At 40.8% G+C, this 23,618-nt stretch carries 25 protein-coding genes; 1 reads left to right on the top strand and 24 read right to left on the bottom strand.

The window, feature by feature from the left end:
- Window positions 1-146: 146 nt before the first annotated feature.
- Window positions 147-347, top strand: a complete 201-nt coding sequence (locus FCJ93_RS08915; RefSeq protein ID WP_137743471.1) for a hypothetical protein — start codon at window positions 147-149, stop codon at window positions 345-347.
- A 51-nt stretch (window positions 348-398) separates the two neighbouring features.
- Here the strand turns inward: FCJ93_RS08915 and FCJ93_RS08910 are convergent, their stop codons facing one another.
- From FCJ93_RS08910 to FCJ93_RS08790, 24 genes are all read right to left on the bottom strand, one after another.
- On the bottom strand, window positions 399-800 hold the full coding sequence (locus tag FCJ93_RS08910; protein ID WP_095312054.1) for a F0F1 ATP synthase subunit epsilon: 402 nt from the start codon (window positions 798-800) through the stop codon (window positions 399-401).
- Window positions 801-822: 22 nt separating this feature from the next.
- Window positions 823-2,244, bottom strand: coding sequence for a F0F1 ATP synthase subunit beta (atpD, locus tag FCJ93_RS08905; protein WP_095312056.1), 1,422 nt, complete (start codon window positions 2,242-2,244; stop codon window positions 823-825).
- 124 nt (window positions 2,245-2,368) lie between these two features.
- The gene (atpG, locus tag FCJ93_RS08900; protein ID WP_095312058.1) at window positions 2,369-3,226 is read right to left on the bottom strand and encodes an ATP synthase F1 subunit gamma; all 858 of its coding nucleotides are present in this window, start codon (window positions 3,224-3,226) and stop codon (window positions 2,369-2,371) included.
- A gap of 75 nt (window positions 3,227-3,301) precedes the next feature.
- Window positions 3,302-4,810 carry a F0F1 ATP synthase subunit alpha gene (gene atpA, locus FCJ93_RS08895; protein ID WP_095312060.1) on the bottom strand — a complete coding sequence of 503 codons (1,509 nt, stop codon included), beginning with the start codon at window positions 4,808-4,810 and terminating at the stop codon, window positions 3,302-3,304.
- Window positions 4,811-4,879: 69 nt separating this feature from the next.
- Entirely contained in the window at window positions 4,880-5,416 is a 537-nt protein-coding gene (locus tag FCJ93_RS08890; RefSeq protein WP_095312062.1) for a F0F1 ATP synthase subunit delta, read from the bottom strand.
- Between the two features lie 2 nt (window positions 5,417-5,418).
- The gene (locus FCJ93_RS08885; RefSeq protein ID WP_137743576.1) at window positions 5,419-5,934 is read right to left on the bottom strand and encodes a F0F1 ATP synthase subunit B; all 516 of its coding nucleotides are present in this window, start codon (window positions 5,932-5,934) and stop codon (window positions 5,419-5,421) included.
- A gap of 263 nt (window positions 5,935-6,197) precedes the next feature.
- Window positions 6,198-6,410, bottom strand: a complete 213-nt coding sequence (atpE, locus tag FCJ93_RS08880; protein WP_095312064.1) for a F0F1 ATP synthase subunit C — start codon at window positions 6,408-6,410, stop codon at window positions 6,198-6,200.
- 65 nt (window positions 6,411-6,475) lie between these two features.
- Window positions 6,476-7,186, bottom strand: coding sequence for a F0F1 ATP synthase subunit A (gene atpB / locus FCJ93_RS08875; RefSeq protein WP_095312065.1), 711 nt, complete (start codon window positions 7,184-7,186; stop codon window positions 6,476-6,478).
- 21 nt (window positions 7,187-7,207) lie between these two features.
- On the bottom strand, window positions 7,208-7,582 hold the full coding sequence (locus FCJ93_RS08870) for an ATP synthase subunit I (RefSeq protein WP_095312067.1): 375 nt from the start codon (window positions 7,580-7,582) through the stop codon (window positions 7,208-7,210).
- A 3-nt stretch (window positions 7,583-7,585) separates the two neighbouring features.
- The gene (locus FCJ93_RS08865) at window positions 7,586-7,807 is read right to left on the bottom strand and encodes an AtpZ/AtpI family protein (protein WP_095312069.1); all 222 of its coding nucleotides are present in this window, start codon (window positions 7,805-7,807) and stop codon (window positions 7,586-7,588) included.
- Window positions 7,808-8,080: 273 nt separating this feature from the next.
- Window positions 8,081-10,288 (bottom strand): S8 family serine peptidase, encoded by a 2,208-nt coding sequence (locus FCJ93_RS08860; protein WP_137743470.1) that lies wholly within the window; start codon window positions 10,286-10,288, stop codon window positions 8,081-8,083.
- Between the two features lie 274 nt (window positions 10,289-10,562).
- A complete protein-coding gene (locus tag FCJ93_RS08855) occupies window positions 10,563-11,510 on the bottom strand; it encodes a nuclease-related domain-containing protein (RefSeq protein WP_095312073.1) in 948 nt (315 codons plus the stop codon).
- 321 nt (window positions 11,511-11,831) lie between these two features.
- The gene (wecB, locus tag FCJ93_RS08850) at window positions 11,832-12,986 is read right to left on the bottom strand and encodes a non-hydrolyzing UDP-N-acetylglucosamine 2-epimerase (RefSeq protein ID WP_095312075.1); all 1,155 of its coding nucleotides are present in this window, start codon (window positions 12,984-12,986) and stop codon (window positions 11,832-11,834) included.
- Window positions 12,987-13,027: 41 nt separating this feature from the next.
- Window positions 13,028-13,657 (bottom strand): uracil phosphoribosyltransferase, encoded by a 630-nt coding sequence (upp, locus tag FCJ93_RS08845; protein ID WP_095312078.1) that lies wholly within the window; start codon window positions 13,655-13,657, stop codon window positions 13,028-13,030.
- 155 nt (window positions 13,658-13,812) lie between these two features.
- Window positions 13,813-15,069 (bottom strand): DUF3221 domain-containing protein, encoded by a 1,257-nt coding sequence (locus FCJ93_RS08840; RefSeq protein WP_170211269.1) that lies wholly within the window; start codon window positions 15,067-15,069, stop codon window positions 13,813-13,815.
- 253 nt (window positions 15,070-15,322) lie between these two features.
- On the bottom strand, window positions 15,323-16,564 hold the full coding sequence (glyA, locus tag FCJ93_RS08835; protein WP_137743468.1) for a serine hydroxymethyltransferase: 1,242 nt from the start codon (window positions 16,562-16,564) through the stop codon (window positions 15,323-15,325).
- A 129-nt stretch (window positions 16,565-16,693) separates the two neighbouring features.
- Complete coding sequence (locus FCJ93_RS08830) at window positions 16,694-17,689, bottom strand: anti-sigma factor (RefSeq protein WP_137743467.1); 996 nt, start codon at window positions 17,687-17,689, stop codon at window positions 16,694-16,696.
- Window positions 17,682-18,215, bottom strand: coding sequence for a sigma-70 family RNA polymerase sigma factor (locus FCJ93_RS08825; RefSeq protein ID WP_095312088.1), 534 nt, complete (start codon window positions 18,213-18,215; stop codon window positions 17,682-17,684). Before FCJ93_RS08825 ends, FCJ93_RS08830 begins: the two co-directional genes overlap by 8 nt.
- Before the next feature lie 135 nt (window positions 18,216-18,350).
- On the bottom strand, window positions 18,351-18,923 hold the full coding sequence (locus FCJ93_RS08820) for a TIGR01440 family protein (protein WP_095312090.1): 573 nt from the start codon (window positions 18,921-18,923) through the stop codon (window positions 18,351-18,353).
- A 24-nt stretch (window positions 18,924-18,947) separates the two neighbouring features.
- A complete protein-coding gene (gene rpiB, locus FCJ93_RS08815) occupies window positions 18,948-19,391 on the bottom strand; it encodes a ribose 5-phosphate isomerase B (RefSeq protein ID WP_095312092.1) in 444 nt (147 codons plus the stop codon).
- 424 nt (window positions 19,392-19,815) lie between these two features.
- Window positions 19,816-21,111: a methyl-accepting chemotaxis protein gene (locus FCJ93_RS08805; protein WP_095312093.1), complete on the bottom strand. Its 1,296-nt coding sequence runs from the start codon at window positions 21,109-21,111 to the stop codon at window positions 19,816-19,818.
- The gene (locus FCJ93_RS08800; protein WP_095312095.1) at window positions 21,089-21,574 is read right to left on the bottom strand and encodes a low molecular weight protein arginine phosphatase; all 486 of its coding nucleotides are present in this window, start codon (window positions 21,572-21,574) and stop codon (window positions 21,089-21,091) included. Before FCJ93_RS08800 ends, FCJ93_RS08805 begins: the two co-directional genes overlap by 23 nt.
- Window positions 21,575-21,795: 221 nt before the next feature.
- The gene (locus tag FCJ93_RS08795; protein WP_095312097.1) at window positions 21,796-22,347 is read right to left on the bottom strand and encodes a manganese efflux pump MntP; all 552 of its coding nucleotides are present in this window, start codon (window positions 22,345-22,347) and stop codon (window positions 21,796-21,798) included.
- Window positions 22,348-22,439: 92 nt separating this feature from the next.
- Window positions 22,440-23,486: an L-threonylcarbamoyladenylate synthase gene (locus tag FCJ93_RS08790; protein WP_095312099.1), complete on the bottom strand. Its 1,047-nt coding sequence runs from the start codon at window positions 23,484-23,486 to the stop codon at window positions 22,440-22,442.
- Between the last annotated feature and the right edge of the window lie 132 nt (window positions 23,487-23,618).

Below are 23,618 nucleotides of genomic sequence, written 5' to 3'. Positions count from 1 at the left end.
TTGATGACTTCAAAAAAACACCTCTCTATCCAGTCTATGCACAGTTTCATTTTTTATTTAAAACTAGTTTCATAAACTTGTCTGTGAGAATTGTCAATAATTGTTCACTTTTTAACGATCTATTTTAGTAGGATGATTGTAGAAGTATGTTAGTGGGTAGTTTAGCGGAGATTGCGCTGTTTTTTTTAGTGATTGGGCTTGCTTTGCCGTTCATTGCGCACCATTTTTCAATTTTTGCGCTCATTTCGCCGATCATTGCGCTTATACCTGACATTTGGCGACGTATTGAATGGGCAACTTGCAGTTCTACCCATGTAAGCACCATTCCCTCAATGAAAGCTCTGTAATCACGATAAAAAACACCTTCCGACAAATCATCGAAAGGTGTTTGCTATTATTTATTTGCCTGCTACGCTGATACGGTTAAGAGCTCTTTGCAGAGCAAGTTCAGCACGTTTGTAATCAATGTTTTCTTGCTTTTGTGCATGCAGGCGTTGCTCGGCACGTTCCTTTGCCTTTAATGCACGATCTACATCAATGCTATCAGCGACTTCTGCTGCCTCTGCCAAGATCGACACTTGGTCAGGTCTGACTTCAAGCAGACCACCACTGACCGCAATATATTTTGTATTTCCACCCGTGATTAAACGAACAGCTCCTATTTGTAACGGTGCAACCATTGGAATGTGTCCTGGTAAGATCCCAAGCTCACCGCTTAGAGCCTTTGTGCTGACCATTTCCACATCTGATTCATACACCGGGCCATCGGGAGTAACAACACTGACTTTAATCGTCTTCATTTTTTACCCTCCTGGTCCTAGTTTAGACCTCTACGCCCATTTTCTTCGCGTTCTCGATTGCGTCTTCAATTCGACCTACGAGACGGAAAGCATCTTCTGGAAGGTGGTCCCATTTACCTTCAAGAATTTCTTTGAAACCTTTAACAGTTTCTTTAACAGGTACGTATGAACCTGGCTGACCAGTGAACTGTTCAGCAACGTGGAAGTTTTGTGATAAGAATACTTGAATACGACGCGCACGTTGTACGACAAGCTTATCCTCTTCAGAAAGCTCATCCATACCTAACATCGCGATAATATCTTGTAATTCTTTATATTTTTGTAATGTGGATTGCACTTCACGAGCCACTTGGTAGTGCTCTTCACCAACAATTTCCGGTGACAATGCACGAGAAGTTGATGCAAGTGGATCCACCGCTGGGTAAATACCCATTTCAGAAAGTTTACGCTCAAGGTTCGTTGTTGCATCTAAGTGAGCGAATGTAGTTGCTGGAGCCGGATCCGTATAGTCATCGGCAGGAACATAAATCGCTTGGATAGATGTAACTGAACCAACATTTGTTGATGTGATACGTTCTTGAAGTTTACCCATTTCAGTAGCTAGTGTTGGTTGGTAACCAACGGCTGAAGGCATACGCCCTAAAAGGGCCGACACTTCTGAACCTGCTTGCGTGAAACGGAAAATGTTATCCATGAAGAAGAGAACGTCCTGTCCTTGTTCATCACGGAAATATTCAGCCATCGTTAAACCAGTAAGAGCAACACGCATACGTGCTCCTGGTGGCTCATTCATCTGACCGAATACCATCGCTGTTTTCTTAATAACGCCTGAATCAGTCATTTCATGATAAAGGTCGTTACCTTCACGAGTACGCTCACCGACACCAGCGAATACCGAGATACCGCCGTGCTCTTGAGCGATGTTATTGATCAATTCCTGAATTAAAACGGTTTTACCTACACCGGCACCACCAAATAGACCGATTTTTCCACCCTTAATATACGGCGCAAGAAGGTCTACTACTTTAATTCCAGTTTCAAGGATTTCAACTTCTGTTGAAAGCTGTTCAAAATTAGGTGCTTCTCTGTGAATAGAGTCACGACGAGATTCTGCCGGAATTGGCTCATCAAGATCGATATTTTCGCCAAGTACGTTAAATACACGTCCTAATGTAATGTCCCCTACAGGAACAGAGATTGGTTTACCAGTGTCAGTAACTTCAGCTCCACGTGTTAATCCGTCAGTTGAAGCCATAGCAATGGCACGAACTGTATCATCACCTAAATGAAGGGCAACTTCAAGAGTTAAGTTGATAGCAACTTCAGATTCGTTACGCGCTTCGTTAACGATTGTTAAAGCGTTATAGATTTCAGGTAGCTGTCCGCTTTCGAATTTCACGTCAACAACCGGACCCATAACTTGAACAACGCGTCCTATGTTCATCTTTTTCCCTCCTAATCACGTTCTCATAGCAAATAGAGTAGGAAGTCTAGGCTTCCCAACCTCCAATAAAATTTATGTTCTAATTCTTGCTCAATAGCTCACTTTACTCGCCGACTAAGCTATATTATTCTAACGCTGTAGCCCCACCAACGATTTCTGTAATTTCCTGCGTGATGGCAGCCTGTCTAGCACGGTTGAATAAGAGGCTGTATGAATCGATAAGTTCTTTGGCGTTATCGGTTGCACTTCTCATCGCGTTCATCCGAGCCGCATGCTCTCCCGCCTTACTATCTAAAAGGGCACCGAAAATTAAGCTTTCCGCATATTGAGGAAGTAATACTTCTAAAATCTCTTCTGCTGAAGGCTCGAATTCATAAGACATCGGCTTTTTAGAGGTAGCAATATCAGTGAGCGGAAGAATTTTCTTCTCGACAACATCGTTTTGAATAGCACTGACGAAATGATTGTAGTACATGTATAATTCATCAAACGCACCGTCAGCAAACATACCAATTGTTTTATTCACCGTGTCTTTTACCTCGTTAAACGTTGGCTGATTTGCGATTGCTGTTAAATCAAGGGCAATATTCATATCGCGCTTTCGGAAAAATTCGCGTCCTACTTTGCCTAAAGCAATGATGACAAATTCATCATTTGATTGATGGCGTTTTTGAATCGCTTGTAACGCTGCACGCAATACGTTACTGTTAAACGCACCTGCAAGTCCACGTTCGGCAGTAATGACCAAATATGCCGTTTTCTTGACGGGCCGTTTGACCAACATCGGATGGGATGCATCACTGCTACCAAGCGCAACGGATGCAGTAACTTCTTGGATTTTCTCCATATAAGGGACAAATGCCTTTGCGTTACCTTCAGCACGACTAAAATTAGATGCCGCAACCATCTCCATCGCTTTCGTAATTTGGCTCATTTTCTTAGTAGAAGTGATTTTATTTTTTATATCACGTAATGATGCCACTCAGTTCTCACCACCTTATCAAGATTGTTCGGTTAAAGCACCTTTTAGGTTACTCCAACTCCTTTTTAGACGATATTACTCAGAAACTGCGAAAGATTTCTTGAATTCGTTAATCGCTGCCGCCATTTCTTCATCGGTCGGAAGCTCTTTCGTAGTAGCAATATGGTCTAACACATTCTTGTGATTGTGGTCTAACCATGAAAGGAATTCAGATTCAAAACGACGAATATCCTGTAATGGAATATCATCTAAGAAACCACGGGTTAACGCATATAGAATCGCAACTTGTTTTTCAACCTTTAATGGCTTGTTCAGATCCTGTTTGAGAATCTCTACTGTACGGGCACCACGATTTAATTTTGCTTGTGTTGCTTTATCTAGGTCTGATCCGAACTGAGCAAATGCTTCAAGTTCACGGTATGATGCAAGGTCTAGACGCAGCGTACCAGATACCTTTTTCATCGCTTTAATTTGCGCTGATCCACCAACACGCGATACTGAAAGACCTGGGTTAATCGCTGGACGAACACCAGAGAAGAATAGATCAGATTGTAAGAAAATTTGTCCATCTGTGATAGAGATAACGTTTGTTGGAATATAAGCAGAAACGTCACCAGCTTGTGTTTCGATGAATGGTAGTGCTGTGATTGAACCAGCACCTTTTGCATCGCTAAGCTTAGCGGCGCGCTCTAGCAAACGGCTGTGCAAGTAGAAAACATCCCCTGGATATGCTTCACGACCTGGAGGACGACGTAATAACAAGGAAAGCTCACGATATGCTGCAGCTTGCTTTGTTAAGTCATCATAGACAACTAATACATGTTTTCCGTTATACATAAATTCCTCAGCCATTGAAACACCAGCATAAGGAGCTAAGTATAGTAATGGAGCTGGTTGAGATGCAGAAGCTGTTACAACGATCGTGTAATCAAGTGCACCGTTTTTACGTAAAGTCTCAACAAGTCCACGAACGGTAGATTCTTTTTGCCCGATCGCTACGTAAATACAGATCATGTCTTGATCCTTCTGATTCAAGATTGTATCTACAGCAACGGATGTTTTACCAGTTTGGCGGTCACCAATGATTAACTCACGTTGTCCACGACCGATTGGCACTAGAGCGTCAATCGCTTTAATACCCGTTTGAAGCGGCTCATGAACGGATTTACGATCCATTACTCCTGGAGCTTGGCTTTCGATTGGACGAGACTTCGTTGTATTGATCGGCCCTAGACCATCCACTGGCTGACCGAGCGGATTAACGACACGACCGATTAACTCTTCACCTACAGGGACTTCCATGATCCGGCCTGTACGACGTACTTCGTCGCCTTCGCGGATTTCTGTGAATGGTCCCAAAATGATAATACCGACGTTATTCTCTTCAAGGTTTTGCGCCATACCCATAACGCCATTTGAAAATTCAAGAAGCTCCCCAGCCATGACATTGTCGAGGCCATGAGCACGGGCGATACCGTCACCGACTGTGATAACTGTACCTACATCACTCACTTGAATTTCCGACTGATAGTTTTCAATCTGCTTTTTTATCAGCGCACTAATTTCTTCAGCATTGATGCTCATGAGTTTCACCCCTATCTACGAATAGAATGCGTCAACATGACGCAATACGGTTCTAATAACAATAGGTTATTAACCTAAAAGTTTACGTTCCAAGCGCTCAAGTTTACCGCTTAAGCTGCCATCAAATATACGATTCCCAATGCGGATTTTAACTCCACCAAGCAAATTAGAATCGACAATATTATTAATACGAAGAGCTGATTTGCCTACTTTTTTTGCAAAGGTCGAAGACAAAGCTGCACGTTCCGCCTCTGTTAAAGGGCGAGTTGTAAAAACCTTAGCCTCTGCAATCCCTCTTTCTTCATTTGCCAATTGAATAAATTCATCGGCTATCGCTGCAATTTCATCTTCACGATGACGTTCAATTAATAGCATAAGTGTATTTAACACGAATGTGTTCATTTTAGAGAATGCCGTTTTTAAAATCTCTTTCTTCTGTTCAATTGGAAGCTTGGGAGATTTCAACACAGCATGCAACTCGGCATTATCTGCTACTACCTCTTTTACTACACGAAGCTCTGCTTCCATCTGGTCAAGAAGTTGATGTTCTTTGGAAAGCTGGAAAAGAGCTGTTGCATAGCGTTTTGCTACACTTGAGCTACTCATCTTTATCTCCCGCCTTCTTGAATATATTCATTAATCAACTTTTCTTGGTCTTCGACAGAAAGTTCTTTTTCAATCACTTTAGAAGCGATTAAAACAGATAAGGAAGCAACTTGATCACGGATTGCTGAAACAGCTTGTTCCTTCTGCTGTTCAATTTCAAGCTTGGCTGATTCTTTCATGCGATCAGCTTCAGTTCGAGCCAACGTAATAATTTCTTCACGTTGAAGATCCCCTTGCTTTTTCGCATTTTCAATTAAGATTTGTGCCTCTGTACGCGCTTCCTTTAAAAGATTGCGCTGCTCTTCCAATAACTTCTTCGCTTCGGCACGACTTTGTTCAGCCGAATCTATTTCATTAGCAATATGTTCTTCACGCTGTTTCATGATGCCCATTAATGGACCCCATGCAAGCTTTTTCACTAAAAAAAGCAATATCGCAAACATTGCGATTGTAAATAGTATATCTCCACTATTAAAAACACCCGCAGATGCGCCTAAAACAAAAGTATTACTTAACAACACGCTTGATTCACTCCCTTCAGAAAACACTGAAACATTAAGGAAAAGATTTAAAATTGATATAAGGATGAGTCAATTTCATTATTGCGCACATTAAGTTAAATAACGAACGTCTTTCAAATTAGTAAAAAACGTAGATTTATAACTGGTGGCAACCCATTATGAAATCGATTCAGACAGTTTTAATTTAAGATATAAGATAAAGGAAAGGCGAAGCTCCTAATATAGATCATCTTCGCCATTTGCTAAAACTATATACCCTATTATTGACCTATAGCCATAAACGCGATAACAACGGCCATAATAGGAATCGCCTCAACGAATGCTACCCCGATAAACATTGTTGTTTGTAACATTCCACGTGCTTCAGGTTGACGTGCGATCCCTTCAACTGTACGAGATACGATCAAACCATTTCCTAAACCTGCTCCTAATGCTGCTAAACCAATTGCGATTGCTGCTGCTATTGCACCCATTATTTTTCCTCCTTGATAGTTAAAGTTATTAAAGTTTTAGTTCAATTTATATTGAACCTATATTATTAATGGTCATGACTTACTTTGTGAGAAATATAGACCATTGACAATAAAGTGAAAATAAATGCTTGAATGGATCCGATAAAGACTGAGAAACCTTGCCATACGATGGTAAGCGGAGCTGCCGCTAGTACACCGATAAAACTTGATGTGGCTAAACCTGCTAGTAAAGATAATAAAATTTCACCTGCGTAAATATTTCCATAGAGACGAAGACCGAGTGTAAGCGTATTAGAGAATTCCTCGATTATTTTAAGTGGAAATATAAAACCTACTGGCTGGAAGTAAGAGCGCCCATATTCTTTTGCACCTTTAAGTTGTATGCCGTAATAGTGTGATAAAGCCACGACCATCGCCGCTAATGTAAGTGTAACGACGGGATCTGCAGTTGGCGATTTCCACCATAATGTGTGGTCTACTATAATTGCAAATGGTAAACCTAGCATATTGGAAACAAAAATAAACATAATAAGGGTTACCCCTAGAACATGAAATCTACCACCAGTTTTCCAATCCATAGAGCTATTGATGATATTCCTTACAAAATCCATTACCCATTCCATGAAGTTTTGTTTCCCAGTTGGTTTCATAGAAAGGTTGCGTGTGCAAACTACTGCAATAATTAATACAATGATACTCGCAACCGTAATCATGAGTACGTTTGATAGATTAAACCATAAGCCCATTATATTAATCATTGGAGATTCATGATTCAACAGTTATCACCTCTCTTTTCTCTATTTAGAAAGTAAAAATTTTGTAAAAAGAAAATCTATCATAATGACTATATAAGATGTCATTAATCCAAATATCACACTATAAAAATGAAACATTTCTGGATACTTCAAGGCTATCATTACTGCTAAGACGGCTGTTGCCATTCTTGAAAACATTCCGAGGGAACGAACTCTTTCTCCTCTTACAACAGCCTCTCCGAACCTTTCCATTCGTTTGGCCAAGAGCCACAAATTAAACAGACTCAAGGCTGTACCTAAAATCAGCCCAAGAAATATTGGCTTATAGTCTGTAAAACCCCAACCAAGTACATAGAAGGATAACAAAAAAAATAAGCTCCTTCGTTGCCTCATGTATGTTGTTTTAATATCCTGCATTATCTATTCTCCCGAAAAAAAATGTTGGATTAAGCGAATCGTAGAATATACCCCGACAGTTAGACCGATGAATAAGCCTATGATCAAAAAAAGAGGCTCGGTCTCTATTCGGCTGTCGATCCATCTACCTGTGAAGATACCAATCAGAACTGAACCGACTAATTGAGAAAGAATCGCGGACATTAACGCCATCGCTTGAAACGGGTGGCGGTTGCTTTGTTTCATAGTAACGCATCCTCTCTATTATTAAAGAGAACGGTAGGAAGGCTGTCAGGTGATTTCATATAAAATCAAAAGGTTAAAAACTTTCTTCTATGCGTGTGTTGAAAACCTTATCATTTATACCCTTTGTAAGCATACAATAGCGACTATTTAATGTCAATTGGTTTGTAGGGAAAAAAAACACACATTCGAGTGGCAAATTTATGCATGTTCACAAAATTTTCAAAAATACTTTTCGATAGATATTGCATTCTTTCTCCCTACTTGTTCCACATATCATTTTTCAATAAAAAGAGTGGTTTCAATCATATCTTCTTGACCTGATTTTTTCGCAAATACCTGCGCAAGATAAAGTCCTTCTTCTGGTAGATCCTCCACTTTTATCTCTTCCTTTAATAAACCTTTTCCTACCTTTCTTTTTGCATCCAAAAATCCAATAAATTGATACGTATCTGGATCAAATAAAGCAATGCCAAATTCTTCTGCCCCTCCAGGCAAATACACCTCATATTGATATATTCCTTCCTTATCTCCCACACCAAAATCAAATCCCATTACACGTGGATAGTTCGGTTCTTCTAGTACATACAAATAAGGAATTTGAATCTGTTGGGAACCCGCACGTAGACTTAAGTGACCATCATAAATTTTCTTTGAGAATGCAGTTGGGTCTACCATCATGTTAATTTCTAGCTGCTTTTTTTCCTTTGGTTTTAGAGTAAAAGAAAGAGGCAGGTCCCATTCGATTCCCACTTCATTTTTAGGGATGACGAAGGAATATGATAATGTTTTGTTGCTGACATTTTCGACTGTTATATATTGCTTATGTTTATGCTGATTTTCAGCCAGCTTGAATTTTCCAAACTTCAGTGAGCCAGGAATTACAAGCGATTGTGTTTTGACAGCTTCATCCAGTTGAATTCTCCCAGCTCCTTGTTCGTACGTTCGATATGGCTTCCCCTTCATATTTGCCAGCGGTTTTGCCGTGTTCATTAAAGCGGCTTTGATTTGCTCCGGCGTCCAGTTTGGATGCGCCTGTTTTAGTATCGCACTAGCTCCCGCTACATGTGGTGCTGCCATGCTGGTCCCCTGTAAAGCTAGATAGCCCCCTGGAATCGTGCTTATAATTGCCACTCCAGGAGCGACCACATCAGGCTTAATTTCCCATGTTGATGTGACCGGACCACGGGAACTAAAATCTGCTATTAAGTCCTTTTCTTCGATTACATCTGTTTTTGCAAAAGCTCCACCCAGCGCAAGCTCCTTGAGCCTTTTCCCGTCTTTCTTCGAAATCGTTGCGACCGGGAGCTCCACCTCGCTCTCGAGATTGCCGATAAAGCTTCCATTAATGTGGTTATAAATAATGACCGCCACTGCTCCTGCTTGCAAGGCATTATAAGCTTTTTCAGTAAATGTCAATTCTCCTCGTTCTACCAAGGCTATTTTCCCATTAACCGCTGTTAACTCTTCCCTTTTCCCTAAACCTCCGAGCGCTAACGGATAAGAACGGTCGAACTTCCATTGCTTTGATCCTTGCATGGGCTCCAGTCTGATTTTTCCGTCAAGTCCTTCCACCTGAAGGTACGGAATTTTCAACGGCGGAGTTGACGCTCCTACAGAAATCGCCTTCGTCGCAGTCCCCGGAGACCCAACTGTCCACATATTCGGACCGGAATTTCCCGATGACGTAACTGGTACTATCCCTTTTTCCGCTGCTTTATTTAAAGCAAGGCTTATCGGCAAATCAGGACCGTTAATTTCATTTCCAAGTGAGAGATTAAGAACATCTACCTTATCTTTTATCGCTTCTTCAATCGCAGCCAACACTTGCTCCGTCGTCCCCGAACCGCCAGGACCGAGCGCTCGATAGGCAATGACGCTCGCATCAGGCGCAACTCCGTTAATTCGTCCATTTGCTGCAATAATCCCTGCTACATGGGTGCCATGCAATGTCACTGGACCATCTTCTGCCTCTGACTCCATCGGGTCCTCATCCCCATCGACGAGGTCATGTCCGCTTTTATAGCTCCTGCTTAAATCCGGATGGTGATAATCGATACCTGTATCAATGACACCAACGGTCACTCCTTTTCCTGTCAGCCTGTTGTTATGCTCATCGAATACCCCTCGAACGGTTTGCCCTCCAATAATATCAATATTCTCAAGCTGTGCTTTATATGTTTTAACTGGGGATACAAGTTCTACTTTGTTCGATTGTGCTAGCTGTGCGAGCGTTTCTTTGCTGCCTTTTACCGAAAAACCGTTTAGTGCATGTTTGAAAATATGTCTTAGTTCTAAGTCGGGATAATGGTTGATGATGTTGCGAATGTCAGTTTCCGTCATTTCTTCGGGTAGTGTGACAATCGCCACTTTTTCTGTAAGAGGAGATTCCTCTGGGAGAGAAGGGCGCTGAAGATTTTGGGCATTTGTAGTTGTCGTTAAGGGGAAAAGAAATATTAGTAGAAGTAATATGATTTTTTTCATGAAAACACCCTCTTTTTTCACTAGAATGTTCTGATTGAGAGTGGAGTATGCATGAAAGTTTGGATTTTGTGGTTGGGTTAAGAGGCCTTGTGCTGTTTAGACGGTTGGATTGCTGTTGTTTTGGTGAGGATTGCGGGGGTTTCAGGGGGGATTGCGGGTCTTTTGTAATTTATTGCGGGTAAATCCAACAGGATTGCGGGTAATTTATAGGTTATTGCGGATTTGCGTAATTCAGCGAAATTCAAGTACTTATTTTAGGTAACTACTTTGTGGATCACCAATGATAGATCACATTTTTGGTCGTTCCCGATTGTTCAAGTTCCATTCTTAATAGGAGTTCACGAACCACATGCCTAGACGACATATGAAGGAAGTCACGACATTGTTGATTATTTATGGTTTCCCCAAACAAATAGAGATAATCTTCTATCGCTTTTTTATAAGCTGTTTTTGAAGATGTAGCACAGGATGGACATGACCAGGTCCCATAACGATAATTCATCGGAATGAAATTACAGTTCGGGCATTGCACACCTGAATTGACTTCTGATTTTTGTAGTTTATATATCTCGAAAACATCTTGCTTTGATGGAGTGTGGTTTTTAATCATGGTCTTAGTAAGGCGCCGATAATCTTTTTCACTAATCTTTTGTTTATGCAAATTTTCAAATGGTTTTATTTTGCTTGGCAGGTGCTCAGCATGGAATACTTTCTTAAAAATTTCTGGATTATTGGATTTAATTATTGTTGAGGGGTTGCTAATGACTGCATAGCATTCGAGCGGAAGGATTGGAAGTTTACGCTCAAGAATCCATTTATTTAATTGTATTTTGTGCCTTTCCGCTTGAATGATCGGATTAGGAAAGCCTTCTTCAACCCCATTAAATGTTCTCGTGAATTGTTTCGAATGTTTATCAAAATATAAGGTTCCTATCATATTTTTGGTTTCAAGGCTGAGGAAAAAGTAAGGGGATACGACCAAGCTATCAATCTGAAACGTTTGTCCTGATTTAATTTTGAGGCGGATATCATGGATAACATCATACTTTTCTGGTAGAAACGTAAGGTGGTAGGATACATTTTGCTCACCACGTAAACCCGCTTTCCGCTTTGCTTGATCATCTAAGATAGATTGAATTTTCGGATGGTCTTTAGGTAACCTACGAAGAAGTACATCATTTTGCATAATTCTAAAGGGTTTATCTCTTTCTTTTAATATCATAATGGGTCTTTCACTCCTTATTATTAGATTAATAATGAAATTCGCTTCATATCCAGATTCTCCTGTTTAATTTCTGTGAACAGTTTACGAATTAGGAGTCAATTTAACTTGTTTAATAGGTACCAGCGGTAAGGATTGCGGGTGATCCGTGGGTGATTGCGGGTCTTTTGGCCATGATTGCGGGCATTTTGAGATTATTTCGGGTAAATCGAACAGGATTGCGGGTTAGTTGTAGTTGATTGCGGATTTGCGTAGACTCGAAAATTTTAGATACTAATTTTCAGAGATAAAACACACCTTCAAATTGAAGGTGTGTTCCTTTTACTTGTCTAATGGATTATATGGTTCAGGTCGTGCATTCGTTTTGTCGAAATAATAGCGAATCGCCTCGCATATTCTGCGGGAGGCTTCGCCGTCACCGTATGGGTTTGTTGCTTTTGCCATTTTTTCATATGCCGTAGCATCGGTTAAAAGTTCAGTGGCGAGAGAGTAGATCGTTTCTTCATCAACGCCTGCAAGCTTTAATGTGCCTGCTTCAATTCCCTCTGGTCTTTCGGTCGTATCACGAAGCACTAATACAGGTACGCCCAAAGATGGGGCTTCTTCCTGGACCCCGCCTGAATCTGTTAAAATTAGATGGGCACGGGCAGCTACATTGTGAAAATCAATGACATCGAGAGGTTCGATTAGACGAATGCGCGGATCATCTCCCAAAATCTCAGCCGCCAACTCGCGGACAACAGGATTCAAATGGACTGGGTAGACAACTTGAACATCCTTTTGCTCGTCGACAATGCGTTTGACAGCACGGAACATATTGCGCATCGGCTCACCTAAATTTTCACGGCGATGGGCTGTTAAAAGAATAAGTCGATCGCTGCCAAGACTTGACAGCACTTCATGATGATACTCTTCTTTTACCGTTGTCTTTAAAGCATCGATCGCTGTGTTTCCTGTAATGAAAATACTCTCTTCTTGCTTGTTTTCCCGGCGTAAATTTTCAGCAGATTTAGATGTTGGTGAAAAATGCAGATCCGCCATTACACCTGTTAACTGCCGATTCATTTCCTCTGGAAAAGGAGAATATTTATTCCACGTTCTTAACCCCGCCTCCACATGACCAACAACGATCTGATTGTAGAAGGCTGCCAAGCTAGCTACGAAGGTAGTCGTTGTATCGCCATGAACCAGGACAATATCCGGCTTCACTTCTTTCATAACTTTATCTAGACCTTCTAAGCCTCGAGTGGTTACGTCAATCAGCGTTTGGCGGTCCTTCATAATATTTAAATCATAGTCAGGAGTTATGCCAAAAATCGCCAGCACTTGATCTAGCATTTGACGATGTTGAGCAGTAACCGTCACAATCGATTCAAAGTACTCTGGGTATTTTTGCAGCTCTAAAACCAATGGGGCCATCTTAATTGCCTCAGGTCTGGTCCCAAAAATCGTCATTACTTTAATCGGCTTGTCCATTATGCACACTCTCTTTCCTTCTCATTCATGCCCCTATCGCCTTACTTCGTACCAAATAAACGATCTCCTGCGTCTCCTAAACCTGGGACGATATAGCCCTTTTCGTTGAGCTTTTCATCCAATGCCGCAATATAAATATCTACATCAGAATGAGCTTCTTTGACGGCTTCGACCCCTTCTGGAGCAGCGATTAGACACATAAATTTAATATTTTTAGCTCCGCGTTTCTTCAAAGAGTTAATTGCCTCGATCGCCGAACCACCTGTTGCAAGCATTGGGTCAACCACAATGAAATCTCTCTCTTCGACATCGCTTGGTAGCTTCACATAGTATTCAACTGGCTTTAACGTTTTCGGGTCCCGATAAAGTCCAATATGGCCAACTTTTGCTGCAGGAATAAGCTTAAGTACACCATCGACCATTCCAATTCCAGCACGTAAAATTGGAATGACACCAATTTTTTTCCCTGCCAATACCTTTGATTTCATAGTGCTGACTGGTGTTTGAATTTCAATTTCCTCCAAGGGCATGTCACGTGTAATTTCGAAAGCCATTAACGTTGCCACTTCATCAACTAGTTCACGAAATTCCTTTGTTCCAGTGTCCTTTTCACGGATGTATGTAAGTTTATGTTGGATTAAGGGGTGGTCAAAAACGTATACTTTTGCCATGCTACACTCTCCTTTTCTATTCACACTTCGTCTAATTTTACAGAAAAAGAGATCCAAGAGCAACTCCTATCCTAAATTGTTAAAGAAATGACATCTTCCCATATTACCATGCGGGATAAAGAAAACGTCTGGAAACCAAACGCTTTCTAAAATTCTTATTCAAGTGTATCTTCGAGGGTGATTTCAAGAATCTCATCATTCAGTTGGTAGTTAATAGTCCATTCATCTTGATTCTTATTATAGGAAATCTCTCGTATTTCTACAACGGCAGCTTGCCCTATTCGACTGAGAAGCTTTCGAATAACCTGCGATTCGGATAGAGTTGCATCGTCTGGTTTGTATTCAGGAAGCACGTCTACATAAAGGGCCGTTCCTTGAGCTGGGTATGATTCCATTATTGGTCCCGAAGACTCCACTTTGACTCGTTGACCAATTTTTAATTTCGATTGGGCATCAGGATATTGATAGTATATAGCATTGTATATTGTGTCCCCAGTATTGGTAGAATCCTTAGTTGGCGCACTTACCAATAGCATTTCTGTTGCTGAAAGACTAAGAACATAATAACTACCATCATTGGTTAACGAATTGGTATATTTCTCTTCAGGATACGTAATATCGGGTTCACCTTCTTTTGGAGCTAGACGTCCATCCTGTTTAATCACGGTTTCTCTATCAGAAAATTTCTCTCGTAATAATTGTTGTTGTTCTTTTGTTAAAAAATTATGCTCAATTTCTATAGTTCCGGTTTTCCCATCGACGCTCACACCTAAAGAAAGACGTTCAGGTGTTGAATGCTGTTTGGCTATTTCGTTGACAGCCTTATACACTTCGTCCACTAACTGATTATTTTCAGCCGTCGTGTGTGGAGTATAATAAATATAAATATATTTAGCCAGTATGTCTCCGCTATCTACTTTTTCTTGTAGAGCATCCACGAAACGTTGAAGTTTGTCATCCGCTTGTTTTATCCCAATCCAAATACCGTTTGGCTCAACACCTGTTGCTTCATTTCCAAAGAAAACTACACCATTTTTTTCAAATTCTGCATTTCCACCATATATTTCTTCTAATAAGGGCAGAACAGTCATTGCCTCGACTTCTTGAACAGCTGACATCTCAACGAGCTTTTCTTTCGCCGATTCATCAGATGGCTCGTTCGTAAACTCTTCCCTTTTCTTTATTTCTTCTACTACCTTATCTCGCTTTGACGTATCATTTGTCGTTTGATCTAGTTTTGCAATAATACTTCGATTATTCACCACTTCAATCGTTTCCCAGCCTGAGTTGTTTTCAGGATTTTGCGATTGACTTTTCAACTGCCCTCCATCCTCTTTCGGCTGCGTGGACGCTGTACCACATGCAGTTAAAAACAGAATGATAAGGAGAGAGGCGCTCCATTTCCATTTCATCATTATCTCCCTCGATTCTATTGACTTATATTAATTTAGACGAAGGAGTGAATATTTAAGTTACTATTTACTTCCAGTTTTTCTCCTGTTTCGGAGAAAAGACACGTTTCTGCAAGGATGAATCAAGAGGCCTCTCTTTGTGCCCACACAAGATTACGGATGCTAACTTGCCCAATACACTAACTGCAAATCAAATGTCCCAAAAAATAAAAGAGCGAAATTCCAGCAACAGAACTTCGCTCTTCTTCCATAATTATTGTTGTTGATATAACGGAAATCTACCTGTTAAGGCTTCCACTCGTTGTTTCGCCTCTTCAAGCTTTCCTTCATCTTCGTGATTTTTCAATGTAAAACCGATGATGGAGGCGATTTCTTCCATCTCTGCTTTACCAAAACCGCGAGAGGTAACGGCAGCCGTTCCAATTCGAACGCCACTTGTTACAAACGGGCTTTCCGGATCATAGGGAATGGTATTTTTATTAACAGTGATTCCAACTTCATCGAGAACCTTTTCAGCGACTTTACCAGTAAGACCTAGTGAACGTACATCCACTAATAGAAGATGGTTGTCCGTTCCCCCAGAAACAAGGTTGAGCCCTTGCTTTTGCAGTTCTTCTGCTAAATGCTTAGCATTGGCAATAATATTCGCTGCATAATCCTTAAAGGAATCTTGTAGTGCCTCCCCAAATGCCACTGCTTTCGCAGCGATTACGTGCATAAGTGGACCGCCTTGAATTCCCGGAAAAATCGATTTATCAATCTTTTTCGCAAATTCTTCTTTGCAAAGAATCATGCCCCCGCGAGGACCGCGAAGGGTTTTATGCGTTGTTGTTGTAACAAAGTCAGCATAAGGAACTGGGTTTGGATGGAGACCAGCAGCGACAAGTCCTGCAATATGAGCCATATCCACCATTAAGTATGCACCCACTTCATCCGCGATTTCTCTGAAGCGTTTGAAATCGATCACACGAGGGTATGCACTTGCACCAGCAACAATCAGCTTCGGCTTATGTGTCCGTGCTTTTTCTAACACATCATCATAATTGATGGTGTGAGAAACTTCATCTACACCGTACTCGACAAAATTGTATTGAATACCAGAAAAATTAACAGGGCTTCCGTGTGTTAAATGGCCACCATGGGAAAGGTTCATTCCCAACACTGTGTCCCCTTGCTCTAGGATCGTGAAATAAACAGCCATATTTGCTTGAGCACCTGAGTGAGGTTGAACATTTACATGCTCTGCACCGAAAATTTGCTTTGCACGATCACGGGCTAAATCCTCGGCTATATCCACATATTCACAGCCACCGTAATAACGTCTGCCAGGGTAACCTTCTGCATATTTATTTGTTAATACAGAACCTTGCGCTTCCATCACTGCTTCACTCACAAAGTTTTCAGATGCAATAAGTTCGATTTTTGTAAGTTGTCGACCTAATTCTTTTTGAATCGCTTGAAATACTTGCTCATCCTGCTGTGCCAAATGCTTCATCATAATCCCCCTCATATGTTTTATTTCTCCTGCCACATGCTTCCCATTTTAATCGTTAATAGAAAAATACGCAAGATGATTTACGAATAAAATCCGAATAATATTATATGGTTATAATAAAAATGTTCGTTATTCCTCCCAATTCCAATACTCGAGCTCTCCAAGCCTTTCCCCTCGTATTTCGGGTACATCCTGAAGCTTCAGCAGTTCTTTTACCGGACCGGTCACTACTGCTCCATAGACGATAAATCCATTCTCCCGCAAATAATCATAGCGCTCTTTAAGATAGTCCAGCCCTAAAAACCCTTCATAGTATCTCTTCGGCTCTTTGGTGAGGAGGTTTTTCATATTGGTTAGCATCATTTTTTCATTTTCTTCTAGGTGTTCCTCTGATATAACGGTTATTTGTCCTTCCGATAAATAATCATCATCTATCTCTCGTCCTCCCGTAAGCCCAAAGGGACTCATAATTGAGATTTCTTCTCCTCCACCCCATCCTCCTGGTTGAAAAACGGTGAATTCACCTGTATAAAGCGGGGCCCATAATATATCAATATCATACGGTTTTAACAAATCAATAAGTTCTTCAGCTGTCATGAAATCAGTCGTTGAAAAGGCGAGCTCCCCTACCGTTCCTTCATGAAGTTTAGCTAACGTATCCCAAACCCTCGGATCCTCGTTAGCCTTTAGCCTGTCTCCTGTTTTAGGGTGTTCCGGTAAGGAAAAAGAAAAGTGATTGTCCTCAGGGATCGTCACATTGTCCAACGGCCGCGATGAAAACAACAGCGATTTACGAATGTTCATTTCGCCTACTTGCTTCTCCTCCTTCCCAATCGTCTTGAACAACGGGTAAGAGATCTTTTGCGTCAGAAATGGCGTAATTTCACTATCCACAAATCCGTCTATATCCCCATTTATGTTTGGATTTGTCCACTCCAAAGCAACTTTACTATAATACGCATGCTTTCTATCCAAATGTAGAGATTCATAACTAATGGAGACAATCATCATGTAGACCACGTACAGCAAAAAGAACACAATTAAGATGCGCAAAATTTTCATCGTTAACATAAAGCGATACTTTAATAAAATTTTTTTCTCCTTCTCCTTATTCCACTCATTCACGTTCTTCCCTCCAATTATTCTCTTTCGCTAATTGTAATAATTTCTTTCGCGCCCTGTGAATGGTCACTTTTACTTGACTTTCCGTCAAATCAAGTGCCTCGGCGATTTCTTTATAGCTAAATGATTCAAATTCTCTTAAATATAAAGTTGTTCTATATTGCTCTGGCAAAAATTTCAAGAAAGTATGTAGATCTTCCCTTTCCTCCATCTTTAATGCTTCTTCCTCAGGCAATCCATAAGGGCTGAGGATCTCATTTTCTTTTGTAAAAATTTCTGCAAAGGGAATTTTCTTTCTTCTCTGCCGCTTTCTCCACTCATCTATATAGACGTTTCTCGCCACTTTAAATAACCACGCTCGGACGTCCTCGCGATTATACTCTGACAGAGAAATCGTTGCTCGCACGAAGGTTTCCTGTGTTAAATCCTCTGCCAGTTCTTTCGAGCCCGACATTTTTAATAAAAAAAAGTACAGGGATTTCGCATATTGCCTGTATAAAATTTCAAGTTCATTTTTTCGAGTGCGCATGCTTTTTCCCCTTTAAAAAGTAATCCGTAAGGTACACGTCTCTCTTACTTTAAAGTTACACTAAAAATAAAAAAAGCTTCTACCGAATAGTAGAAGCAAAAAAATGTAGATGTATGCAAATTTTTTTAGAGGTTTTTAACATGATTTGTTTTCAGTTGTTCGTTCATATACCGCACGAGCACCACCAATTAGCTTCGGACGACTCGTTGCCAATGTAATATGAGCGTTTCCAAGCGTTTTTAATGAGACACGGACAGGAACAGCAACATGTTTAATATGCATACCAATCAGTGTATCGCCGATATCTATCCCTGCTTCTGCACGGATGTGTTCAACTAAAACCGGATCAGCAAAATGATGATAAGCATAGGTTGCCATTGCACCACCTGCATTACGAACAGGAATCACGGTTACTTCCTCAAGCCTTCGACTGTCTGACGTCTTTCGCTCAACAACGAGCGCCCGATTCAAATGTTCACAACATTGGAAAGCAAGCTGAACCCCGGTTTCATCAGCGAATTCTTTCACTTTTCGAAAAATCATTTCCGCAACTTCGATTGTCCCAGCAGTACCAATTTTTCGACCGACTACTTCACTTGTACTGCAGCCAATCACGAAAAGATGACCTTTCGCTATCGTTGTCTGCTCTTTAAATTCTCGTAAAATGGTTTCTAGCTGCTTTTCCCATTGCGATAATTCCATTACCATGCCCATACCTCCTTTTTAGGAAACTTAAAGTTGGTCCTCGTAGGCTGTAATTTTCCCGACACGTTTTTCATGGCGGCCACCTTCATAATGAGTGGACAACCACACCTTGGCAATTTCACGAGCCAATCCTGGTCCAATAACGCGCTCTCCCATCGCCAAAATATTACTATTATTATGCTCTCGAGTTGCCTTCGCACTAAACACATCGTGGACAAGTGCGCAGCGAATGCCTTTTACCTTATTTGCTGCAATGCTCATGCCAATTCCTGTTCCACAAATTAAGATGCCTCGATCAAATTCACCAGAAGCCACTTTTTCAGCAACTGGCAAGGCATAATCCGGATAGTCAACAGATGTTTCGCATTCGCAGCCAAAATCTTCATATTGAATACCCATCTCATCCATTAATTGCTTTAACTCTTGGCGGATATTCATTCCGCCGTGATCTGATGCAATTGCAACCTTCATATCTGTTTTCCTCCCATGCGCATTGTTTCCGAAATTAATATCGATTATATTTTGACACAATCCGCTATTTTTAACAATGAAGCTCGTCACTTACTTACTGTTTTCGCCCAAGAACTGATTTATACTTTGGCTTTAACTTAAATATCCATTTTGTTCGGTGCGTCCATAACCAATAAACAATTTCAAGATTTTGTGCATTTGCAGTCCAAGGATACTGCAAAAAGACGATTAAAGTCTTTGAACCTACCAACAAAAAGCACTAATAAAGGCAGAAAGTACCTCAAACCTTGAAACTAATGACGGCTTAAATGGATATATCGGCGAAAATCGGAATATATCAGCGAAAAAATCAATATATCGGCAAAACATCTAAATTGCACCAACCTAAAAAAGGCTCCGATAATCGGAGCCGTAAACACATCATTTATAGCTTAAAACGAGTAATTGTATTTTTTAACGCTTCAGCTTGTCCTTTTAATTCGGAGGCAAGCTTTTCAACATTTTCAATAACCGCTGCCTGCTGGTTTGTTGCCGTCGTAACCTCTTGTGCACCGGCAGACGTTTCTTCAGCAATTGCGGCCACTTCTTGCGATTGGGTGGAGGTATGAACGATGCTTTCCATTTGTTTGTCGACTAATGCTGTAATTGCTGTGACCGATTCAGCCATTTCATTGACTGTTTTCGTCATTTCCTCAATGACATTATTTGTTTTAGCACCTTTTTCTGCTTCTGCATTGGCCACTTCAACTTGGTTGGCAATTTGTTGAACGACATTTTGTACTTCTTCCTGAATATTTTTAATCAGTTCAGAAATACCCTGCACGGCTTTTCCACTTTCGTCAGCGAGGGTCCGGACTTCCTCCGCTACGACAGCAAAGCCCTTGCCATGTTCACCAGCCCGCGCCGCTTCAATGGAAGCATTCAACGCTAATAAATTCGTTTGAGCTGCAATATCGCCTACAAGCTGAATAATTTGTTCTACTTTTGCAGCGTTATCTTCCAATCGTTTAACCGTTTGCAAGGAATCTTCATTTTCCTTTGCAAGACGTTGAATACCGGATACTAATGAATGAATAATATCTTTTGATTCTTGAAGATCCTGTACCAGTTCGCGCGAAACATTTCCAGAACTCTTAGCTGTCTCCTGAACCTCTTCTGCAATGCGGATTACATCTTCAACAGACTCTGCTGTTGCTTGAATCGACACTGCTGAATTATCTGCTCCCATCGAAATTTCGCTAATCGTTCTTGCAATCGCTTCTGCTTGTTCAGCAGCAGCAGAGGATTCACGGGAAATGGAGATTACTTTTTCATTCGTCGCTTGGAAGTTTTCATCAATTTTTTGCACCATTTCTTTCAGGTTGAAAAGCATGTGATTGAAAGCAACTCCTAGAGCACGAATCTCATCATCGGATTTTGAAAGTTCAACATCAACGGAGATATCGCCATGGGCCGCCTTCAACGCAACCTTTTCCAATTTTTGCAACGGTTTAATAATAAATCCGGCTGCTAGAAAAGCCAAGATACCAGACCAAATAATCCCTAAGCTTAATGTAATAATCGTGAATGTAATTTCTCCGAATGGCAGCATATCTTGAATAATTGGATATAAAAAGTAAATAAATAGTCCACTCGTTGTATAAGTAATGAGTGCAAGCGTCGTAATAAATAAGACCAATTTTTTTCTTAGGCCAAACTTATATTTCTTTTTCTCCTCCATCTTCTTCCTCCCTAAATGTCTCCGAGACCATTAATTTCTCGATTATTTTCTTTATATTCTCACTGATGTCAATATAGGTCTTTCTATATGTTTCTAAGGAGCCACCAAATGGATCGTGAATATCACTATTTATTTTTTCACCTGCAAATTCCTTTAAAGTAAATACTTTCCCCTCAGAGTTTGGAAACATAGAGAGAACAGTTCGCTTATGGCTTTCCGTCATCGTGAATATATAAGAAGCCCAATCCACTAACCCCTTCGTAAGCATAGACGACTGGTGAACGTGCTCAATACTCTCTTCTTCCAATATTTTTTGTACATGCGATGATGCAGGTGCCCCATCCATTGCATATACTCCAGCAGATTTCACTTCAATTCCAGGAATTTTTTTACTTTTTAAAATAGCTTCTGCCATTGGACTTCTGCAAGTATTACCTGTGCAAACAAATAGTATGCGAGTCACCCTGGTTCCCCCTTCTTTCTACATTATAAGACATTTTTATTAGAAAAGAAGAATTTTTTTACAAAAAAAACACCATCTATAGTCCTAGTCGAATATTTATGTCCTGAATGAAACCTTTCCCATCATTAAGATAAACCATTCAAGCCTGTTGTATTTCCCTTTCTAATATTTCTCATTATATCCTCTATCTCTCTGAAACAAAATAAAAAAAAGCTGCCATTTTACAGCAGCAGCAATTTTATTCCAAACGCAAGCAAAATGCCGCCACCAAGGGCTTCGCTATACGTTCCCAACCAGCCTTGTACTTTTCTTCCTAGCAATAAGCCAAGCCATGTAAGAATACATGCTCCCAACCCAAAACAAACAAGAACTAACACCGTTTTTGCCCCGTAAATTCCTAAGGTCAAGCCTACGGAAAAACTGTCAATACTCACCCCTAGCGCAAAAAGAAGGAGCCCTAAACCAACGGGTGTGAACCGTGATTCTTCCTCCTTTTTAAAGCTTGATAAAATCATTTGTACTCCTAAAAGAAGCAATAGCCCCCCGCCAAGCAGGGCTGCAACCTCTCCAAATTGTTTTGACAGAAAGCGACCAGCCACCATTCCCAGCATTGGCATTAGCACATGGAAACAGCCGATTGTGATCCCGATTTTAAGGATTTGCTTCAATCTTATTGGGATCATTCCCATTCCTAACCCTACGGAGAATGCATCCATCCCAAGAGCAAATGCCATTATCATTAGTGTGATCATTTCTCCAATTATTTCAGACATCCATGCGCCCCCTTTGGATCTGCTATTTCAGCATATGCATGTCCATAAGGGGACAAGAACTAGAAATCATTTTGTAACATAAATGTAATATTCTAATTTTCCGGGATCACCTTATGCCCAGCTGCTTTCAAAAGGCGATTCATAATCGCTACACCAACTCCTTCATGAACGAAGGTTTCACTAAAAATAATGTCCACTTCCGATTTGTTGAAGCTTCTAAGCGCATCATACAATCCACTCGCTACAGACTCTAGTCTGCTTCTTTGTCCACAAACCCGAACGATGTCACTATCATAATATTCTCGGTTCTCTTCCGTGGTCAGCACACCGACCTTAAGACCCTCTCGTTTCTTTTCAGAGATGAGCTGTTGAATATATTCTCGACTTCCTTTTACTAAAAAAAGAGGCGCATCAGGTGCATAATGGGTATATTTCATTCCAGGTGACTTTGGCGCCTTATCCTGATTTGTCAACGCTGGATCAACCTTGATGAAACCAATTTCCGCTTCTAGCTGTTCCTTTGTAACACCGCCAGGCCGCAAGATTTGTGGAATGTCACCCGTGCAATCTAAGACGGTTGATTCCACTCCAATACCCGTTGGCCCACCATCCACAATGGCGGATACTTTCCCATTTAAGTCTTCCCAAACATGCTCTGCCGTTGTCGGACTAGGCCTGCCAGAACGGTTTGCACTCGGCGCTGCAATGGGGAGACCTGACGCTTGAATGAGCGCCAAAGCAACCGGATGTTCAGGCATGCGGATTGCAACTGTGGATAACCCCGCAGTTGCAAGTTCAGACAGTACCCCTGCTTTCTTTTGAAAAATAATCGTTAAAGGACCTGGCCAAAACTTTTCCATTAAAAGCTTCGCCGTCTGCGGAATGTCCGCAACAAACTCCTCAATTTGCTGAAATTCACTTATATGAATAATTAACGGATTATCACTCGGTCTTCCTTTTGCTGCAAAAATCTTCCTCACCGCAGCATCTGACTTTGCGTTTCCACCCAAACCATAAACGGTTTCCGTCGGAAAGGCGACAACCTCATTTTTCGCTAATCTATCTGCAGCATCTATTATTTGTGGATATGTTGACAGATTATCCACATTTTTATCCACTTTCAAGTATAATGTATCCATAATCTTCCACCTTCTTTTTCCTTCCATCTAAACGGTACTTTCCTACTTTATCACGTAAAAAAGTATAAGAGAAGGGGATATGATTCTCAAGTTTTATCCACAAATTGTGGATAAAACTGTTTGAAAAGTGGA

This window comes from Robertmurraya siralis, assembly GCF_005502275.1.
In the GTDB taxonomy this organism is placed as follows: Bacteria; Bacillota; Bacilli; order Bacillales; family Cytobacillaceae; genus Robertmurraya; species Robertmurraya siralis.
The sequence above is the reverse complement of the archived record's forward strand: the minus strand, read 5'-3'. Positions and strand labels throughout refer to the sequence as shown.

Bases quoted from the DNA above. Each gene is read 5' to 3' on its own strand.
- FCJ93_RS08915 (WP_137743471.1), top strand. From the start codon at position 147: ATGTTAGTGGGTAGTTTAGCGGAGATTGCGCTGTTTTTTTTAGTGATT.
- FCJ93_RS08910 (WP_095312054.1), bottom strand. From the start codon at position 800: ATGAAGACGATTAAAGTCAGTGTTGTTACTCCCGATGGCCCGGTGTAT.
- atpD (WP_095312056.1), bottom strand. From the start codon at position 2,244: ATGAACATAGGACGCGTTGTTCAAGTTATGGGTCCGGTTGTTGACGTG.
- atpA (WP_095312060.1), bottom strand. From the start codon at position 4,810: ATGAGCATCAATGCTGAAGAAATTAGTGCGCTGATAAAAAAGCAGATT.
- FCJ93_RS08890 (WP_095312062.1), bottom strand. From the start codon at position 5,416: ATGAGTAGCTCAAGTGTAGCAAAACGCTATGCAACAGCTCTTTTCCAG.
- atpE (WP_095312064.1), bottom strand. From the start codon at position 6,410: ATGGGTGCAATAGCAGCAGCAATCGCAATTGGTTTAGCAGCATTAGGA.
- FCJ93_RS08870 (WP_095312067.1), bottom strand. From the start codon at position 7,582: ATGCAGGATATTAAAACAACATACATGAGGCAACGAAGGAGCTTATTT.
- FCJ93_RS08865 (WP_095312069.1), bottom strand. From the start codon at position 7,807: ATGAAACAAAGCAACCGCCACCCGTTTCAAGCGATGGCGTTAATGTCC.
- FCJ93_RS08860 (WP_137743470.1), bottom strand. From the start codon at position 10,288: ATGAAAAAAATCATATTACTTCTACTAATATTTCTTTTCCCCTTAACG.
- FCJ93_RS08855 (WP_095312073.1), bottom strand. From the start codon at position 11,510: ATGATATTAAAAGAAAGAGATAAACCCTTTAGAATTATGCAAAATGAT.
- wecB (WP_095312075.1), bottom strand. From the start codon at position 12,986: ATGGACAAGCCGATTAAAGTAATGACGATTTTTGGGACCAGACCTGAG.
- upp (WP_095312078.1), bottom strand. From the start codon at position 13,657: ATGGCAAAAGTATACGTTTTTGACCACCCCTTAATCCAACATAAACTT.
- FCJ93_RS08840 (WP_170211269.1), bottom strand. From the start codon at position 15,069: ATGAAATGGAAATGGAGCGCCTCTCTCCTTATCATTCTGTTTTTAACT.
- glyA (WP_137743468.1), bottom strand. From the start codon at position 16,564: ATGAAGCATTTGGCACAGCAGGATGAGCAAGTATTTCAAGCGATTCAA.
- FCJ93_RS08825 (WP_095312088.1), bottom strand. From the start codon at position 18,215: ATGCGCACTCGAAAAAATGAACTTGAAATTTTATACAGGCAATATGCG.
- FCJ93_RS08820 (WP_095312090.1), bottom strand. From the start codon at position 18,923: ATGGTAATGGAATTATCGCAATGGGAAAAGCAGCTAGAAACCATTTTA.
- rpiB (WP_095312092.1), bottom strand. From the start codon at position 19,391: ATGAAGGTTGCAATTGCATCAGATCACGGCGGAATGAATATCCGCCAA.
- FCJ93_RS08805 (WP_095312093.1), bottom strand. From the start codon at position 21,111: ATGGAGGAGAAAAAGAAATATAAGTTTGGCCTAAGAAAAAAATTGGTC.
- FCJ93_RS08795 (WP_095312097.1), bottom strand. From the start codon at position 22,347: ATGTCTGAAATAATTGGAGAAATGATCACACTAATGATAATGGCATTT.
- FCJ93_RS08790 (WP_095312099.1), bottom strand. From the start codon at position 23,486: ATGGATACATTATACTTGAAAGTGGATAAAAATGTGGATAATCTGTCA.